The sequence below is a fragment of the Lachnoclostridium sp. An76 genome, from assembly GCF_002161355.1.
In the GTDB taxonomy this organism is placed as follows: Bacteria; Bacillota; Clostridia; order Lachnospirales; family Lachnospiraceae; genus Mediterraneibacter; species Mediterraneibacter caccavium.
In genome coordinates this window covers 180,944-198,040 of record NZ_NFHL01000001.1, presented here as the reverse complement: position 1 = coordinate 198,040, position 17,097 = coordinate 180,944, and the positions used below count along the sequence as shown (strand labels likewise).

General features: G+C 53.3%; 17 protein-coding genes. 3 read left to right on the top strand and 14 right to left on the bottom strand.

Annotated features, from left to right (window positions below):
- Position 1: 1 nt before the first annotated feature.
- The 5 genes from B5G27_RS00940 to B5G27_RS00920 all read right to left on the bottom strand — a co-directional run bounded on the left by B5G27_RS00940 (position 2) and on the right by B5G27_RS00920 (position 5,663).
- Positions 2–1,900, bottom strand: coding sequence for a YgiQ family radical SAM protein (locus tag B5G27_RS00940; protein ID WP_087177111.1), 1,899 nt, complete (start codon positions 1,898–1,900; stop codon positions 2–4).
- Positions 1,897–2,577 carry an HAD family hydrolase gene (locus B5G27_RS00935; RefSeq protein ID WP_087177110.1) on the bottom strand — a complete coding sequence of 227 codons (681 nt, stop codon included), beginning with the start codon at positions 2,575–2,577 and terminating at the stop codon, positions 1,897–1,899. The genes B5G27_RS00940 and B5G27_RS00935 overlap by 4 nt, the downstream gene beginning before the upstream one ends.
- Positions 2,571–3,305 carry a pseudouridine synthase gene (locus B5G27_RS00930; RefSeq protein ID WP_087177706.1) on the bottom strand — a complete coding sequence of 245 codons (735 nt, stop codon included), beginning with the start codon at positions 3,303–3,305 and terminating at the stop codon, positions 2,571–2,573. The genes B5G27_RS00935 and B5G27_RS00930 overlap by 7 nt, the downstream gene beginning before the upstream one ends.
- Positions 3,302–4,696: an RsmF rRNA methyltransferase first C-terminal domain-containing protein gene (locus tag B5G27_RS00925; RefSeq protein WP_087177109.1), complete on the bottom strand. Its 1,395-nt coding sequence runs from the start codon at positions 4,694–4,696 to the stop codon at positions 3,302–3,304. Before B5G27_RS00925 ends, B5G27_RS00930 begins: the two co-directional genes overlap by 4 nt.
- Positions 4,697–4,820: 124 nt before the next feature.
- On the bottom strand, positions 4,821–5,663 hold the full coding sequence (locus B5G27_RS00920) for a M23 family metallopeptidase (protein WP_242958192.1): 843 nt from the start codon (positions 5,661–5,663) through the stop codon (positions 4,821–4,823).
- 207 nt (positions 5,664–5,870) lie between these two features.
- On the opposite strand from B5G27_RS00920, the gene B5G27_RS00910 reads away from it, so the two are divergent.
- Complete coding sequence (locus B5G27_RS00910; protein WP_242958191.1) at positions 5,871–6,782, top strand: transporter; 912 nt, start codon at positions 5,871–5,873, stop codon at positions 6,780–6,782.
- On the opposite strand, the gene B5G27_RS00905 is transcribed toward B5G27_RS00910, so the two are convergent.
- The 6 genes from B5G27_RS00905 to B5G27_RS00880 all read right to left on the bottom strand — a co-directional run bounded on the left by B5G27_RS00905 (position 6,764) and on the right by B5G27_RS00880 (position 11,948).
- Positions 6,764–7,345 carry an ATPase gene (locus B5G27_RS00905; protein WP_087177106.1) on the bottom strand — a complete coding sequence of 194 codons (582 nt, stop codon included), beginning with the start codon at positions 7,343–7,345 and terminating at the stop codon, positions 6,764–6,766. The genes B5G27_RS00910 and B5G27_RS00905 overlap by 19 nt on opposite strands.
- Positions 7,342–7,839, bottom strand: coding sequence for a pantetheine-phosphate adenylyltransferase (gene coaD / locus B5G27_RS00900; protein ID WP_087177105.1), 498 nt, complete (start codon positions 7,837–7,839; stop codon positions 7,342–7,344). Before coaD ends, B5G27_RS00905 begins: the two co-directional genes overlap by 4 nt.
- Positions 7,833–8,402 (bottom strand): 16S rRNA (guanine(966)-N(2))-methyltransferase RsmD, encoded by a 570-nt coding sequence (gene rsmD, locus B5G27_RS00895; RefSeq protein ID WP_087177104.1) that lies wholly within the window; start codon positions 8,400–8,402, stop codon positions 7,833–7,835. Before rsmD ends, coaD begins: the two co-directional genes overlap by 7 nt.
- Positions 8,403–8,554: 152 nt before the next feature.
- On the bottom strand, positions 8,555–8,761 hold the full coding sequence (locus B5G27_RS00890; protein ID WP_087150429.1) for an alpha/beta-type small acid-soluble spore protein: 207 nt from the start codon (positions 8,759–8,761) through the stop codon (positions 8,555–8,557).
- A gap of 207 nt (positions 8,762–8,968) precedes the next feature.
- Positions 8,969–11,230, bottom strand: coding sequence for an alpha-galactosidase (locus B5G27_RS00885; RefSeq protein WP_087177103.1), 2,262 nt, complete (start codon positions 11,228–11,230; stop codon positions 8,969–8,971).
- 91 nt (positions 11,231–11,321) lie between these two features.
- The gene (locus B5G27_RS00880) at positions 11,322–11,948 is read right to left on the bottom strand and encodes a GH32 C-terminal domain-containing protein (RefSeq protein WP_162611155.1); all 627 of its coding nucleotides are present in this window, start codon (positions 11,946–11,948) and stop codon (positions 11,322–11,324) included.
- On the opposite strand from B5G27_RS00880, the gene B5G27_RS00875 reads away from it, so the two are divergent.
- Positions 11,947–12,348: a helix-turn-helix domain-containing protein gene (locus B5G27_RS00875; RefSeq protein WP_087177101.1), complete on the top strand. Its 402-nt coding sequence runs from the start codon at positions 11,947–11,949 to the stop codon at positions 12,346–12,348. The two genes, B5G27_RS00880 and B5G27_RS00875, sit on opposite strands and share 2 nt — an antisense overlap.
- 91 nt (positions 12,349–12,439) lie before the next feature.
- Here the strand turns inward: B5G27_RS00875 and recG are convergent, their stop codons facing one another.
- From recG to B5G27_RS00860, 3 genes are all read right to left on the bottom strand, one after another.
- Positions 12,440–14,500, bottom strand: coding sequence for an ATP-dependent DNA helicase RecG (gene recG / locus B5G27_RS00870; RefSeq protein WP_087177100.1), 2,061 nt, complete (start codon positions 14,498–14,500; stop codon positions 12,440–12,442).
- 175 nt (positions 14,501–14,675) lie between these two features.
- Positions 14,676–16,349, bottom strand: coding sequence for a DAK2 domain-containing protein (locus B5G27_RS00865; RefSeq protein ID WP_087177099.1), 1,674 nt, complete (start codon positions 16,347–16,349; stop codon positions 14,676–14,678).
- Positions 16,350–16,362: 13 nt separating this feature from the next.
- On the bottom strand, positions 16,363–16,722 hold the full coding sequence (locus tag B5G27_RS00860; RefSeq protein ID WP_178700183.1) for an Asp23/Gls24 family envelope stress response protein: 360 nt from the start codon (positions 16,720–16,722) through the stop codon (positions 16,363–16,365).
- Between the two features lie 184 nt (positions 16,723–16,906).
- Between B5G27_RS00860 and rpmB the strand changes: the two genes are divergently transcribed.
- Entirely contained in the window at positions 16,907–17,092 is a 186-nt protein-coding gene (rpmB, locus tag B5G27_RS00855; RefSeq protein WP_087177097.1) for a 50S ribosomal protein L28, read from the top strand.
- Positions 17,093–17,097 lie beyond the last annotated feature (5 nt).

The window sequence follows — 17,097 nt, the reverse complement described above, 5'->3', positions numbered from 1 at the left end:
CTCATTTCTTTTTGTGGACATTCCGTATCGTCTTTTTCTTTCTTTTCCGGTCCGGGCGGCCGGCGGCCCGGCTTCGGGCGGAAGGATCCACGTATCCAGCTTTATTCCGCGGACGGATCAGGCACTTCGGCCCGTATCCGATCAGGTCGGTCCTGCCTGCTTTTTTCAAAGCCTCTTCCACAAGATCATATAGCTTTGGGTCCCGGTACTGGATCAGCGCCCTCTGCATAGCCTTCTCATGAGGGCTTCTCGGCACATAGACCGGCTTCATGGTCCGCGGGTCCAGTCCTGTATAGTACATGCAGGTAGAGAGGGTGGACGGTGTGGGATAAAAATCCTGCACCTGCTCCGGCATATAGCCGAGATCCCGGCAGTATTCCGCCAGCTCTACTGCCTCTTTGAGCGTGGAACCGGGATGGGAGGACATCAGGTATGGGACAAGATACTGCTTTTTCCCAAGCCGGTCATTCATCTTCTGGAACTGGCGTGTGAATTCTTCGTATACGCGGTTCTGAGGTTTCCCCATAAGGGAGAGCACCTGGTCTGACACATGCTCCGGCGCCACCTTGAGCTGTCCGCTCACATGGTACTCGCACAGCTCACGCAGGAAATCCTTCTTCCGGTCAGCAAGCAGATAGTCAAACCGGATGCCTGACCGGATGAACACTTTTTTCACGCCGGGCACATTCCGCAGTTTCTTCAAAAGGGACACATAATCACTGTGGTCCGCGTCCAGGTTTTTACATGGAGCCGGGAACAGGCACTGGCGGTCCCGGCAGACGCCGTGCTCCATCTGTTTTTGGCAGGACGGATGGCGGAAATTCGCGGTGGGCCCGCCCACGTCATGGATGTATCCTTTGAAATCTTTTTCTCCTGTGATCATCTCCGCCTCTTCCAGGAGAGAATCATGGCTCCTGGTCTGGACGATCCGCCCCTGATGGAAGGTCAGGGCACAGAAGCTGCATCCGCCGAAACAGCCTCTGCTGCTGATCAGGCTGAAACGGATCTCCGATATGGCAGGCACGCCGCCCTTTTCCTCATAGGACGGGTGATACGTCCTTGTATACGGAAGGGCGTAAACATCGTCCATCTCCATCGTAGAGAGAGGTTTTGCCGGCGGATTCTGCACCACATATAAATGATCTGAGTAAGGCTCTGCCAGCTGTTTTCCGTTGAAAGCGTCCGTATTCCTATACTGCGTATAAAAGCTTCTCGCATAGTTTTCTTTATCCTGCTTCAGCTCCTCATAGGACGGGAGGAATTCTGCGCCGCGGATCCGCTCACGGTCTCTGACCTTGACCACTGTCCCGTCGATGTAAGTCAGCTCCTCCACGGGGATCCCTGCATCCAGCGCTTCCGCGATCTCAATGATCGAGCGCTCGCCCATGCCGTAGGAGATGATATCCGCCCCGGAATCCAGGAGGATCGACCGCTTTAATGAATCCGACCAGTAGTCATAATGGGCGAGCCTTCGAAGGCTTGCTTCGATCCCGCCCAGGATGACCGGTATCTCTTTATAGGACTGGCGGATCAGATTTCCGTATACCGTACAGGCATGATCCGGGCGCTTCCCCATCTCTCCGCCCGGCGTGTAGGCGTCCGTCTTCCGGCGTTTCTTTGAGACCGAATAGTGGTTTACCATGGAGTCCATATTGCCGGATGACACGAGGAAGCCGAGACGGGGTTCCCCAAAGATGCGGATACTCGCGGGATCCCTCCAGTCCGGCTGGGAGATGATGCCTACCCGGTACCCTCTCGACTCCAGGAGACGGCTTATGATGGCATGCCCAAAGGAAGGATGGTCCACGTACGCATCACCGATCACATAGGCGAAATCGACCTGGTCCCATCCTCTCTCTTCCATATCAGCCCTGCTTATGGGCAAAAATCTGTCATTCATTCCATAACCCCGCATTTTTCGTAAGATTCATCCATGATCTCATAGAAGTCACGGATAAAATAGTCTGCCAGCCGCTTTTTCTCCCTCTCGTATTTTCTTGAAAAAGCATCATCAACGGCACATACTTCCATGCCCGCGTTCTTTCCGGCCAGGATCCCGTTTGGCACATCTTCGAACACAAGGCATGCTCCGGGATCGACTCCCAGATCCCCAGCCACTTTCAGATACATATCCGGGGCCGGCTTCCCTGCGCTCACCTCATCGGACGTACAGACGGAGTCAAAATACGCGTTCAGGCCGCGCGCATCCAGGGCTGCCTGTGCGATCCTGCGGTCATTGCTCGTAGCGATGCCGAGCCGCACGCCCTTTCTTTTCATCTCATCCAGGAATTCCACTGCCCCCGGCTTTGGAAATACTTTTGTCGCATACAGGCTGACCGTCATCTCCCGCCACTCCTGCATCACCTGCTCCACGGTCTGGTCCAGTGTATGGAAGGTGTCGACAAAATACTGAGCAGTCTCCACATAGCTCATCCCTTCGATATCCTTATGGAATGTCTCAGGCTCTGTCAGCCCATACTTCTCCATATAGATCCGGTCCACTTCCGTCCAGATCCACATGGAATCCACCAGGGAACCGTCCATATCAAAAATGACAGCTTTCTTTCCTTTTAACATAATTTCTTTACCTCTTCTTCTGTCAGCCTGCGGTATTCTCCCGGGGCCAGGCCCTCATCGAGTGCAAGGCTTCCCATGCTGAGCCGTTTCAGATAAACGACCTCTTTTCCCACTGCCCGGAACATCCTCTTTACCTGATGGAAGCGCCCCTCCCGGAGCGTGACCCGGACCTCAGAAGTTTCCCCCGCGTCCAGGATCTCCAGTTCTGCCGGGAGTGCGGGCCTATCGTCTCCGATATCCATCCCCCGGGCAAACGCCTCTCTGTCCTCATCCGTCACCCGCCCGCGGATCCGTGCGTAATACACCTTGTCCACGTGCTTTCGCGGCGATAAAAGCCGATGCGCCAGCTCCCCGTCATTTGTAATGAGGAGAAGTCCCTCTGTGTCTTTATCCAGCCTTCCCACGGGGAAGAGATCCCCCCGGCGGGCTGCCGGCATCCCCTGCTCACTGCCGTCCCGGCTGAGCAGGTCGATCACAGTCTTTTCTCTTTTATCTTCCGTAGCTGAGACGACACCGGCAGGCTTGTTCAGCATAAAATACTCGTATTCCGCATACACGGCCGGCTCATCCTTCCAGCATACACGATCCTTCTCTGTATCGACCTTTGTCTCCGGCTTACGGATAACCTGGCCGTTCAGGGTCACATTTCCTTTTGCAAGTTCTTTTTTCACCTGGCTTCTGGTTCCATATCCCATCTCAGCCAGGAATTTATCAAGCCGTATGATCATAAGGACTGCCACCGCCATCCCGGGAGATACTTATTTTTCAGAGTCTGGTTTCCCAGCTTTCCAAACCCCAGGGGATACCCGTCCACACAGACCAGATACCATCCCTTCTCCCCGGGCTGCGTCAGATCCTCCACATCAAGAGTCTCCCCTTTTAAGTATTTGACCACCCTCTCGTCAGAGACAGGGAGATCGAGGATATGAGCATACTCTTCTTTTTTCAGGTTCATGGCAAAAGCCTGGCTCGGCTCAAACCGCTTTTTCTTCAGCTCCCCGAGAAGGAGCCCTGTCCTTAAGAACCGGATCCCTTTCAGCGGCGGCACTCCTTCCGGCATATAGTAGACCTTGTCCCCGCGGATATCGATCCTTGCCGGATCCATCGGGCGGTCCACATCAGCAAGGAATTCCTCCAGCTCTGCGGGAAGGCTTTTCTTTTTCCCGCCTGCTTCCTGATACTGCACCGGTCTCACTGCTTCTGCGGAGCCTTTCCTCAGCAGGGCCAGGAAATGCCCCTCCCCTTTCATCCGGTGCGGGAAGATGCGGACAGTCTTCCTGAGGCGCTCGTCTTTTGACTCAACCGTCTCTGGCATTCCTTCGGCAAATCCCCCGTAGCCTTCGATCTCACACACCTCAAACTGAGGATACTCGTTCAGGAGATATTCGATCGTCTGCTCATTTTCCTCCGGGGAAAACGTACAGGTCGAGTACAGCAGCATCCCGCCCTCCCGGAGCATCTCAGCCGCCTGGGTGATAATGCTCCTCTGGATCTTCGAGAAATAGTCCGGTCCATGCTCCTCCCAGGCCCGGATCATCTTCCGGTCCTTCCGGAACATCCCCTCACCCGAGCATGGGGCATCGATCAGGATCTTGTCAAAATATCCTTTAAAATAAGGGACCAGCCTGCCCGGCTCCTCACTCAGGACAAGGACATTGCCGATGCCGAACAGTTCCAGGTTCTTAAGCAGCCCTTTTGCCCTTGAACTGCTCAGGTCATTGGCGGCAAGCACTCCTGTCCCGTTGAGCTTTGCCCCCAGTTCCGTGGCTTTGCCTCCCGGCGCCGCGCACACGTCCAACACCCGGTCTCCCGGCTCCACCGGCAGGCGGTCAGCCGGGGTCATGGCGCTTGGCTCCTGGAGATAATACAGACCTGCAAAATAATACGGATGCTTCGCGGGCTGGCAGTTTTCGCCATCATAATAAAACCCGTTCCTGATCCAGGGAACAGGTTCCAGCGCCCACGGCGCTATCTTTAAAAAATCTTCTGTTGAGATCTTCGCTGTATTTACACGGAGCCCGTAATGACGCGGTTCGTCAAAGCATTTCTCATACTCGTCATATTCCCCGCCGAGAAGGGCTCTCATCTTTTGTTCAAATTCTGCCGGAAGGCCGTTCATATTTTTTCCTCCATAGCCGGTCTGCACCGGCGGTTACTGCATATTCATCCAGACATTATATCACGTTTTTCCTGTGCGCGGAACCCCCTGATACGAAGTGTTACCCGGCGCGGCATCCTGCATTTTATCCGAAATTTCCGCTTATTTTCTGTCCTTCTACGTATAAAAGCGCGGGGTAGGGGTTTACGCTGATCTCCTGTCCGCCCTCATAGAGATAGATCCCCACATGGAGATGGACCGGGAACTTTCCTCTCGTGCCCTCTTCCGTGCCATATCCGGTATCCCCCATAAAGCCGAGAAGCTCCCCGGCTTCTATGCGATCCCCTTCCCGGATATCCGAATAGGAATCCAGATGCGCATAGTAAAAATAAGCGCCATGAGGAGCCCGTATCCCCAGACGCCATCCGCCCAGCTCCAGCCAGCCCTTGCTTTCCACGATCCCGTCCGTCATACTGACTACAGGGAAAACCCCGGGTTCGTTCACAGAAGGCATGATATCCGTGCCTTCATGCCCTCTCTCGCCTCCGTAAGAACGGTCAAACATCCAGGAATCCTCAAAGGAAACTGTCAGCCCCTTCCTATCCGCTGACCCGGCAACCGGGAAATACTCAAGGTCATCCCATACCGCCTGGCACGCAGAGAGATACGTTCCCCAGCCTTTCGCCCTCTCCCAGCGCTTTCTGGCGGCAGCCGTCTTCTCCGCTGTAAGCGAAAATGATTCCTGGCCGAATCCGCTCTCCAGCCAGTATACCGCAAGCGTCTCCCCGGGAGCTTCGATCTTCCTGAGCTCTTCCATTGCATCCCCCGAGACCTTCTGCCTGCGGAATCCATCTGATATCAGGATCTCTTCTGAAAGCCTGCTTTTCTCACTGACGTATTTCAGGCGGGGGATCCAGATCCCGGTGAAAAATACAAGGAGAAACAGCAGGATACTATATCGGGCCATCTTTTCAGCAGATTTTTTCAAAAATCCTCTCCTTTGACAGATCCAGGCTATATCACACTATATGATCCCCGCATAAGGATCATGCTTCTGTCATATATCTGAAATGACCGCGCAGGATCTATCTGGAAATGACCGTACAGGTTATATCCGAAATGACCGTACAGGGAGGAGGGGATCCGGATAAAAACACATTCTGCAAAGCAGTATTTCCCGGGCATCCTGATATTTTTGCTTTTCACCGCCATGCTCTTTTCTCCCCGCGAAGTTTTTTCCGGCGCTGAGGACGGGCTCCTCCTCTGGTTCAACACCGTGTTCCCCACATTATTTCCGTTCATGCTGGTCTCCGGGCTGATGATGGCAGGCGGAGGTCTGGACGTCATTTCCGGGATCTTCGGCAAAGCGCTCGGCAGGATCTTTGCAGTCTCGGGCAGCGGAGCCTTTGCCGTGCTGACCGGATTTCTCTGCGGTTATCCAATGGGAGCAAAAGCGGCCGCGGATCTGCTGCTCTCCGGCAGGATCACAAAAAACGAGGGCCAGTATCTGCTCTCATTCTGCAACAATACAAGCCCTGCATTTATTATAAATTTTGTCGTGTGGAAGACACTGGGCCGGGAAAATCTGCTGGCCCCCAGTCTCATCATCCTTTTCGGCGTGCCGGTCTTTCTGAGTTTCTTCTTCCGCAGGCTCTACCTGAAAGGACAGAGATCTTTCCGGGCCCCCAAGGATTCCCGCGATATCCCTGGCCGCGCTTTTGACTTCTCTGTCTTCGACTCCTGTATGATGGATAGTTTCGGAGCGATCGTTAAAGTGGGCGGATATATCATCGCTTTCTCGATCCTGCTCTCTCTGTGCCGGGATATGGGGAACCTTCCCGCTGCAAATTATCTTCTCCCCTCACTGGAGATCACGAACGGCGTGGTCATGCTCCGTGAGAACATCCGTGACTTCAGGATCTGTTATCCTCTCATCATGGGGCTGACCTCATTCGGAGGATTCTGCTCTGTCGCACAGACTGAGTGCATGCTCGGGGGAACCGGGATCCCCATCCTGCCCTATCTCGCACAAAAGCTGGCTGCCGCTGCGGCAGCCAGCTTCCTGGCATATCTCTATATAACGTTTTTTCAGATCATCCCGTCCTGACCGTAGCTGTCGGGATCCTCCTCCGGGATATCCAGCTCCGCACGGTTGGAGCGGACAGTGTCATAGCACTCCTGAAGGGAATTGATCAGTCCGTCGTATTTTGTCGTGTAACTGTCAAGCGTGTGCCCGATGATACTCTCCGCATTGGCGAGCAGGTCGTCCGTATACTGGATCGCCCCGATCCGGATCTCATTGGCGTCCCTCGTCGCATTATCGATGATCTCCTGAGCCTGCGCTGTCGCCTGGGTGACGATCTCATTTGCCTGCGCGTACGCCTGCTGCATGATCTCATGCTCGCTGACCAGCTCTGTCGTCTGGACCTGAGCCTCCTCGATCATAGCGTCCGCTTTTGCCTGGGCGTCCGCGAGGATCGCATCCCTGTTGGCAATGATCTTCTGATAGCGCTTGATCTCGTCCGGGGTCTTCATACGGAGCTCCCTCAACAGCTCATCCAGGTGCTCCTTATTTACAATGATCTTTGTCGTGGACAACGGCTGGAACTTACAGTCACGGTCGATGTACTCTTCGATTTCTTCGATAATCTGCTCGATACGGCTGCTCATTTGTTACACTCTCCTTTTGTATTCATCTTTTTTCTAAGCTCCACAGCAACTGCTTCCGGCACAAACTGTGACAGATCTCCCCCAAAAGCAGCGATCTCCCTCACTGTGGTGGAACTCAAATACGAATATTCAATACTGGTCGTCAAAAACATAGTCTCAACATTTGGTTCCAGTTTATGGTTGGTCTGAGACATCTGGAGCTCATACTCAAAGTCTGTGATCGCCCTCAGTCCCCTTATGATCAGATCCGCTTCCATCCTTGAAGCGAAATCGACCAGCAGACCGTGGAACGGCACGATACTGACATTCTCCAGATCTTTCGTCACTTCCTTTAACATTTTAACACGTTCTTCCACAGAAAACAACGGCATTTTCGCTTTATTGCACAACACTCCGACAATGAGTTCGTCCACCAGTTTGGAAGATCTGCGGATGATATCAAGATGTCCGTATGTAACCGGGTCAAAGCTGCCCGGATAGATTGCTTTTAACATATTTCTTCCTTTCCCGCCTTTTCGATAAAGACATGTTTATTTGTCTTATACACCTTTTCCCTGATCACCGTCAGGCCCAGGTCATCCACGTAGGAAAAGTCCGTATCCCGGGAAGCTTCCACGATGATAACCGTATCCTCGTATACAAGCCTGGAATCTGACAGATACTCCAGGACTTTTCTCTCCAGCCCACGGTCATAAGGCGGATCCATAAAGATAAAATCAAAGATCTTATCCCCTTCCAGGCGGTAAAGCGCATCCATTACATCCGTGGTCACTGTCATCGCCCTGGAAGCAAGCCGTGTAAACTTAAGGTTCTCCTTAATGCATGCCATAGCCTTTGGGTTATTTTCTACAAAGACCGCTTCTTTCGCCCCCCTGCTGAGCGCTTCGATCCCGATCCCGCCGCTTCCGCTGAAAAGGTCAAGAAAAATACTGTCGAATATGGAAGGGCTGATGATGTTGAATAATGTCTCCTTGATCCTGTCCGTGGTGGGCCTTGTATCCATTCCGTCCAGAGTCTTCAGCCTTAAGCTCCTCGCGCTCCCCGCGATCACTCTCATAACCGGCACCCCGCTTTCCCAGGCTCTGCAGTTTTTTCTGCAAGATCAAAAAACTGTCAGATTCCTGTAAACTGTAAGGAAAATTTTATCAGAAAAAAGCGCCCAGGTCAATCCCGGGCGCTTTTCTCTTCTGCATTCGGAAAATCCGGATGTTATTTTCCTGCCATCTGTTTTTCCTGCTGCTCGATCATTTTCTTGACCATATAACCGCCGACAGATCCATTCTGCTTGGAAGTGAGGTCACCGTTGTATCCGTCAGATAACGGTACCCCCAGCTCATTGGCCACTTCGTACTTGAATTTGTCCAGAGCGCCCTTTGCCTCAGGCACTGCTGCTCTGTTAGATGAACGACTTGCCATGATCAATTTCCTCCTTTTGCATTTTCGCGGCTCTATCAGCCGCGTCTTGTGTTTTGCAACAGATCATTCCGGCTGCATCTGTATGTAACCTTCTGTTCTTCTGCAGCCGGTCATCATACATCTGCTTTCGGTTTGTTTTCTGTTACGATGTTAGTATATGGAGGACAGCAGGTTTTAAACTGGAAATTCGTAACAGTTCTTTTTGTTTTATCTGTCGTTTGCTTTTAAAATATAAATCCTGGAATCGAAATCACAGCTCTGGAGCCCTTCATTCTCCCCGGAGGATCCGTCCGTTGTGATCAGGCCAAGATACATCAGCTCGTCTCCGTAATGCATCCCGGCAGCAGCCTCATGCACAGACGGTCCTTCCACGTAAGAGCCCTGTACCTCCACGTGATATTCCAGCCCAGGATCCAGCCCTTGCAGGCGCAGCCTCGTGTAGGGCATATTGACTCCCACCAGGGTGCGGTACCATCCGACCAGTGCCTCCCTGCGGTCACCGCTGACTACCATCCATGCGGCTGTATTTCCGTCAAACGGACTCTGGAGACGGTAAAATGTGCCAAACTGGATCAGCCGCCTGTATTTCTTCATAAAGCAGACCTGCTCTTTCACCTGAGCCTGTTCTCCCTCCGAGAGCAGATTCAGGTTGAGTTCATAGCCAAACGTGCCGAAATATGCGGTATTCGCCCGCGTGCGCAGCGGTGTGCTGCGGTTGAGCTGATGGTTGGGAGCTATGGATACATGGCTTCCCATGCTGCTGATGGGATAACAGTAAGAAGTTCCGTACTGGATCTTCACCCGCTCCACTGCATCCGTATCATCGCTGGTCCATGCCTGGGGCGCATAATAGAGCATCCCCGGGTCGAACCGTCCGCCGCCGCTTGCGCAGGATTCAAAGAGCACATGCGGGAACCGCTCTGTAAGTTTCTCGTACAGGTCATAAACGCCGAGGATATAACGGTGGTATACTTCTCCCTGGCGGTCCGCCGGCAGTGCTGCGCTGTAACATTCCGTAATGCTCCGGTTCATATCCCATTTGACATAGGAGACCTTTGCCCCCGAAAGGATCTTCTCCATCATCCCGAAGATATGATCCACAACTTCCCGCCTGGAAAAATCAAGCACATACTGATATCTTCCATGTGACCTGCGGTATCCCGGCGCTGAGAGGATCCAGTCCGGATGCGCCCTGTAAAGGTCTGAATCCGGATTTACCATCTCCGGCTCAAACCAGAGCCCGAACTTCATCCCCATGTCTTCCATGCGCTGTGCAAGGCCCGCGATTCCGTCCGGAAGGCGCTCCGAATTTGCGATCCAGTCGCCAAGCCCGGAGTGCTCGCTGCTGCGCCGTCCGAACCATCCGTCGTCCAGGACAAAGAGCTCCACACCGCACTCTCTTGCTTTCTCCGCAATCTCCAGGAGTTTGTCTTCTGTAAAATCAAAATAAGTAGCTTCCCAGTTATTGATCAGGATGGGGCGCTCCCTGTCTCTCCAGTACCCTCTTGCCAGCCGTTTCCGGTACAGTCGGTGGAACGTCTGGCTTAAATGGTTCAGCCCTCTGTCCGTGTACACGATCACTGCCTCCGGCGTCTGGAATTCTCCGCCGGGCTCCAGTTTCCATTCAAAGCCGTGGGGATGGATCCCCATCAGGATCCGGGTCGTATCGTAAGTGTCCACCTCTGCCTGCGCGAGAAAATTCCCGCTGTATACGAGGCTGAACCCCACGGCCTCACCCTGTGATCCGTCCGCTGGCGGCCGCTTCAGGATAAGGAACGGATTGTGGTTGTGGGACGAATGCCCGCGCAGGCTTCCCACTGACTGGATCCCCTGCTCCAGTCGTCTCACTTTCGGCTGGCGCTCCCTTGCCCATGCGCCGGAAAACTGGATCCAGTCATACCCGCTGTCAGGCAGGTCCAGGCACAGGCTCATAGCTGTCGTCAGCCGCAGATTTTGTTCTCCCCGATTGAGGAACCGGGCGCTGCGCGCAATGATCCCGCCTTTGGCGAACACCGTGTACATCAGCTCCAGCCTGAGCCCTGCCCTCTCATCTTCCAGCCCGATGACCAGAGTCTCCGCCTCATCCTCTTTCTCCGTATAAGTGGCCGGGAGTCCGGGGAGCTTCGGCTTTCCGGGCTCCACCCGGTAATCGCGGAAGCAGAACTCTGACACCCGGTTCCCGTTCTCCTGGATCACCTCCGCGGCGGGCATACGGTAGTCGGTTGCCCCGAAGACTCCATATTCCTGTTTGATGTGCTCCATGGAATATGCTTTGTCTGTGTCAAAGACACAGGAAGCCATGGGCCGGCCGATCGTCTCCAGAAGATAGGAAAAATCCTCCCGGTCCCGGATCCGTTTCCCGAAATAGAGCTGACCCATCTGGCCGTTTGGCAGTACGGTCATAATGTAACTGATCTCCTGATTGCAGAGATGAAATGTGTCTTTCTTATTGTTTATGATAATTCCCATAAAAAATCAGCCTCCTGTGCCTATAAATATACTATCTGTTTCTGCGTCTGACAAGAGCGCCGGGCATCCGGACATCCACCTGCTTTGCCATTCAGATAACTGACAGGCTGTATGTCCCCGGGCCGCTCACAGACAGTTCCCTTTCATCCTTGTTCAAATAAATCCTTGTCGTAAATGTCATCTCGCCGCCATTGATAAATACTTCTATGACTGAACTGTCCGCCAGGACCGTCAGTTCCCGGATCGGACCGGACAGCCGCCCGATCCGCCGACCTCTTCCGCCGCCGCACTCTGACGGGCGTCCGTCCCTGTCCAGGAAGGAGATTTCTGCCAGATCATCCTGCGCCCGGATGTTCAGGGCATTGCCCTCTTTCCCGAAGCGGATCTCCTGTGCTCCCCCTGCGATGCCGCTGACTTCCAGGAGCACCGTCCGGCCGGACCAGCCGCAGATCCCATCTCCTTTCATCTCGTTCGGATCCGGGCTCTGCCAGTCGAGACTTTTCAGCTCCCTGACCGGGGCCTGGAAGACCTTTCCGTCTTTTACCGTCAGTTCCCTCGGCAGTGTCAGGCAGTGCTGCCAGCCGTTGGCCACGGAAAGATTCCGGTGCGTCTTCTCCGTGTCCGGCAGTCCGGCCCAGCCGATCAGGATCCGGCGTCCATCCTCGGACAGGAAAGTCTGTGGGGCGTAGAAATCTCTTCCCGAGAACAGAGACCTCATGATGAACAGCATCCTCTACGAGTACCTCTATCTTCTGGCAAGTAAATTTCCGCGGAAATATATCCCGCCAAAAGAAAAAAAGATCACCTATGTGGAAGAAGCGCTGCGCTATATCGAGAGCAACTACTCCCAGTCAGTCAATATCCAGGTCATCGCAGACTATCTGAATATCGAACGGACCTACCTGTACCGGCTCTTTAAAGACATCACCGGAAGCTCACCGCAGGAATATCTCCTGGACTACCGGATCCGTCGCGCCTGCTCACTGCTCGCGGAAACCGAACTTCCAGTCAGCGATATCGCCCGGTCCGTGGGATACGAAGACGCACTCTATTTTTCCCGGTTGTTTAAGCAAAAGAAAGGGCGGACTCCTACCCAGTACCGCAGAGAAAAAGTGTGAAAAATTTGTGAACGGGGTCAGACCCCGATGGCGAAAATTGTCAGAATTTTCTCCCCATCGGGGTCTGACCCCGTTCACACTTTCTTCACAATTATAATGTCGTCTCCAGCATGATCTCCTGTATCCTGCTGTCTATATGTTTTTTCAGTCCCGCGTGGACCGGCTTTTCCAATCCCGGGTCGTCTGCCAGTATCTTTCCTGCCTCTTCGGCCGCAGATTTCAGTACCTTCGCATCCTGGAACACATCCGCGATCTTAAAGTCCAGGATCCCGCTCTGCCGGATGCCGAACAGGTCCCCCGGTCCTCTGAGCCGCAGATCCTCGCCGGCAATGAAGAACCCGTCATTGGAATGGTTCAGGATTTCCAGCCGTTCTTTTGTCTCTTCGGACTTTGACGCGGACATAAAAATACAGTAGGACTGATGCTTTCCACGTCCCACGCGGCCGCGGAGCTGATGGAGCTGAGCCAGCCCGAATCGCTCGGCATTTTCGATCATGATGACCGTCGCGTTCGGCACATCGATGCCCACCTCCACTACCGTTGTGGACACAAGCACCTGGATCTCATTTTTCCCGAACGCCTCCATGATCTCGTCTTTTTCCTGCTGCTTCATTTTCCCGTGAAGGCATCCGACCCGGATGCCGCTTCCCAATTCTTCCGCAAGCATCTGCGAGTAATCCAGTACATTTTCCGCCTCCAGGCTCTCGCTCTCCTCCACCATGGGGCAGATCACATAGCACTGTCTTCCCATGGACACCTGTTTTCTCATAAATGAATATGCCTTTTCCCGGTAGCTGGTATCCACCACGCAATTCCTGATCGGCAGGCGGTCCTTTGGCATCTCATCGATCACGGATATATCCAGGTCGCCGTAAAGGATGATCGCCAGGGTCCGCGGGATCGGCGTGGCGCTCATCACTAAAATATGCGGCATCGTCCCCTTCCCGGCGAGGGCTTCCCTCTGCCGGACGCCGAACCGGTGCTGCTCGTCCGTTACGACCAGAGCCAGATCACGGTAGACGGCCTTCTCCTGGATCAGTGCATGCGTCCCGATGACAATGGACGCCTCCCCGCTCCGGATGCGCTCATACGCCCCGCGCTTCTGCGCCGCAGTCATGGAGCCGGTGAGAAGCTCTGCCTTTAAGGGAATCTCATATTTCTCCAGCATCCCGGATATATTCTCATAATGCTGCCGCGCCAGGACTTCTGTGGGCGCCATGAGAGCCCCCTGGTATCCGTTCAGTCCCGCCAGAAGGAGCGCCAGAAAAGCAACCACCGTCTTCCCGGATCCCACATCCCCCTGGACAAGCCGGGACATCACAAAGGATCCCTGCATATCTGCTTTGATCTCTTCCCACACTTTCATCTGCGCGCCGGTCAGCCGGTAGGGAAGCGCGTCAAGGAACTGACCGATCTTCTCCTGGTCTGCGAAATGAAATCGGTTTTCCGCCCGGTTCCCGGCCTCTTTCATGCGCCTCAGGGAGAGGATAAATACCAGGAACTCCTCGAACACGAACCGCTCCCTTGCCGCCGCAAAATGCTCCTTGTCCTCCGGGAAATGCATGTTCCTGACCGCCTCTTTATATGGCGGGAAATGATACTTCACGCTCATCTCCGGGGGAAGGATATCCATTTTATCATCCGCGCATTCAAGTGCCTGCCGGACTGCCTTGATGACTGCATTATTGGTCAGCCCTGCTGTCAGCGGATAGACCGGCTGCATGGTGTGGAGCTTTTCCTCATACTTTGACGCCGGGTAGTAAACCTCCGGGTGCTCCATCACAAGACCGTCCCTGCGTCTGACCACCCGTCCACGCAGGATGAGTATCCCGCCTTTTGACAGAGTGTTCCTGAGGAACGGCATACGGAACCATATGACTTTTATCGTGCCTGTCAGGTCCTTCAGATAGAGCGTTGTGATCTGGACGCGCTGGCTCCCTGATACCTGGATGCGCCCGAACACAGAGCCTGCCACCGTGCACACTCTCCCTTCCACTGCCTCACTGACAGGAACCGGGTCTTCAAAGATCTCAAATCCCCGCGGATAATACCGGATCAGATCACCGACAGTCTTTACGCCCACATGCCGGAACAGTTTTTCTGTTTTCTCTCCTACCCCTTTGATAGCGCCGATGCCCTGTCTTTCTCTCATACTGCATTGTCTCCTTTTTATTTTCTATCCATATCCAGACACAGGATAAACCATGCGCAGGAAAGGCCAGACATACGAGAAGGCGTCCTCCCTGACGGAAGAACGCCTGGTCTTCTCATATGATCTTTAATAAAATGGCCCTGATCTCATGACTTTCATCACTCTGTAACATTCATCACTCAACAGAAAGCACGTAATAGTAGATCGGCTGGCCGCCCATGTGCACATCCACATCCACATCCGGATAGAGTGCTTCCACATCCTGCGCGAACTTTTCCGCGTCCTCAGCGAGGACATCCTGTCCGTAATAAAGGCTGATCAGCTCCGAATCGTCATCCACGAGCTGCGCGAGCATCTCTTTGGCCGTCTCTTCCACGGACTGCCCCACTGAGAGGATGCCTGCATCCCCGATCCCCATGATATCGCCCTCATGGATCTCTTTGTCGTCAATGTGCGTGTCCCTGACTGCATAGGTCACCTGCCCGGTCTTTACATTCTTTACAGCCTCCAGCATTGCGTCCATATTTGTGTCCACGTCAGCCTCCGGCATAAAGCTGATGACCGCTGTGATCCCCTGCGGGACCGTCTTTGTCGGGATCACGATGATATCCTTGTCCTTGGTAAGGGACTGCGCCTGGTTTGCCGCCAGGATAATGTTCTTGTTATTCGGAAGGATAAAGATGTGGTCCGCATTCACCTCATCGATCGCTGTCAGCATGTCGTCCGTACTCGGGTTCATCGTCTGGCCGCCTTCGATGATATAGTCAACGCCAAGCTCGCGGAAGATCTCGTTCATTCCTTCCCCGATGGAAACTGCGATAAATCCGACCGGCTTCCTCGGCTCTTTTTTCTTCTTCTGAGCAGCCGCTTCCGCCTGCTGTGCAGCTACTTTCTCAGCATCGCGGATCAGCTTCTCCTGGTGCTCTTCTCTCATATTGTCGATCTTCATGTGGGAGAGCTGTCCGTAAGTGAGCGCCTTCTGGATCGCAAGTCCCGGGTCGTTCGTATGCACATGGATCTTCACGATATCGTCATCCGCGACACATACGATGGAATCCCCGATCGACTCAAGATACGCTTTAAACTCCGCCTCGTCTTTTGCCGTGAATTCCTTTTCCGTCATAATAATAAATTCTGTACAGTATCCGAATTTAATATCCGCCTCAGCCTGCTGTCCCGGCCTGACCATCTTTGGTCCGGATCCCGCCTCGATCGCCGCATAGTCGATCTCCTTGCCGAGGAATGCGTCATAAGCGCCCCGGAGAACTTCCAGAAGTCCCTGTCCGCCGGAATCGACGACTCCCGCTTCCTTCAGCACAGGCAGCATCTCAGGTGTCTGTGCGAGGACCTCTTCCGCATGGCGGATCACTTCCGGGAGAAAGACCTCCAGATCCTCTGTCGTCTCCGCCAGCTCAGCCGCCTTCTGGGCAACACCCTTTGCCACGGTGAGGATCGTGCCCTCTTTCGGTTTCATGACTGCTTTGTACGCAGTAGCAGCCGCCCGGTCACATGCCTTGGCGAGGATCGCGGTGTCGATCTCATCATGCTCCCGGATCTCTTTTGTAAATCCACGGAGAAGCTGTGAGAGGATGACGCCGGAATTTCCCCTTGCGCCCCTCAGCGAACCGGATGAGATCGCTTTTGCCATGGAAACCATATCCGGCTTATCTAACGCCTGCACTTCTTTTGCGGCTGACATGATCGTCAATGTCATATTCGTCCCCGTATCCCCGTCCGGCACAGGGAAAACGTTCAATTCATTGATGAATTCCTTTTTTGCATCCAGATTCGCCGCTCCGGCAAGGAACATCTTCCGAAGCATCTCCGTATTTATCGTTCTTACAGCCACGCCAATATCCTCCTTAATCTATCACTCTCACACCTTCTACGAAGATGTTGATCTTTTCTACCGTCATGCCGGTGAATTCTTCAACCTTATATTTTACATTACTCATAAGATTGTCAGAAACGGAAAGGATATTCACGCCATATGCCACGATGACATGAAAATTCAGGGTAAGGGCGTTCTCGTCGGAAATCTCCACCTTGATCCCATGGGTCAGGCTCTCTCTCTTTAACAGCCGTACCAGACCGTCTTTCATGTTCACGGCTGCCATTCCGACAATGCCGAAACACTCAACTGCAACGGAGCCGGCATATTTGGCGATCACCTCGGGATTGACCGTAATGATCCCAAGATCTGTGCTCATACTTCCCTTCATCATGTATACCTCCATTTTCAAAGGATTTTTTCCATAAATAACATGATTATTATACTATCCATTCCTTAATTTTACAATATACATTCGTTTTTTTTAAAAAATACTTGCAATAAGAAATTCTTTCTGCTAGAATAACTGTGTTGTGAGTCTATATGACCAGTTCAGATTGTTAGGAGGTGCAGTCATGGCTAAATGTGCTATTTGTGAAAAGGGTGCTCATTTTGGTAACAATGTAAGCCACTCTCATAGAAAGACACCGAAAATGTGGAAATCAAATGTGAAGTCCGTCAAAGTAAAAACAGAAGGCGGCTCCAAGAGAATGTATGTATGTACATCCTGTCTGAAATCCGGACGCGTTGAGCGCGCTTAATTTCA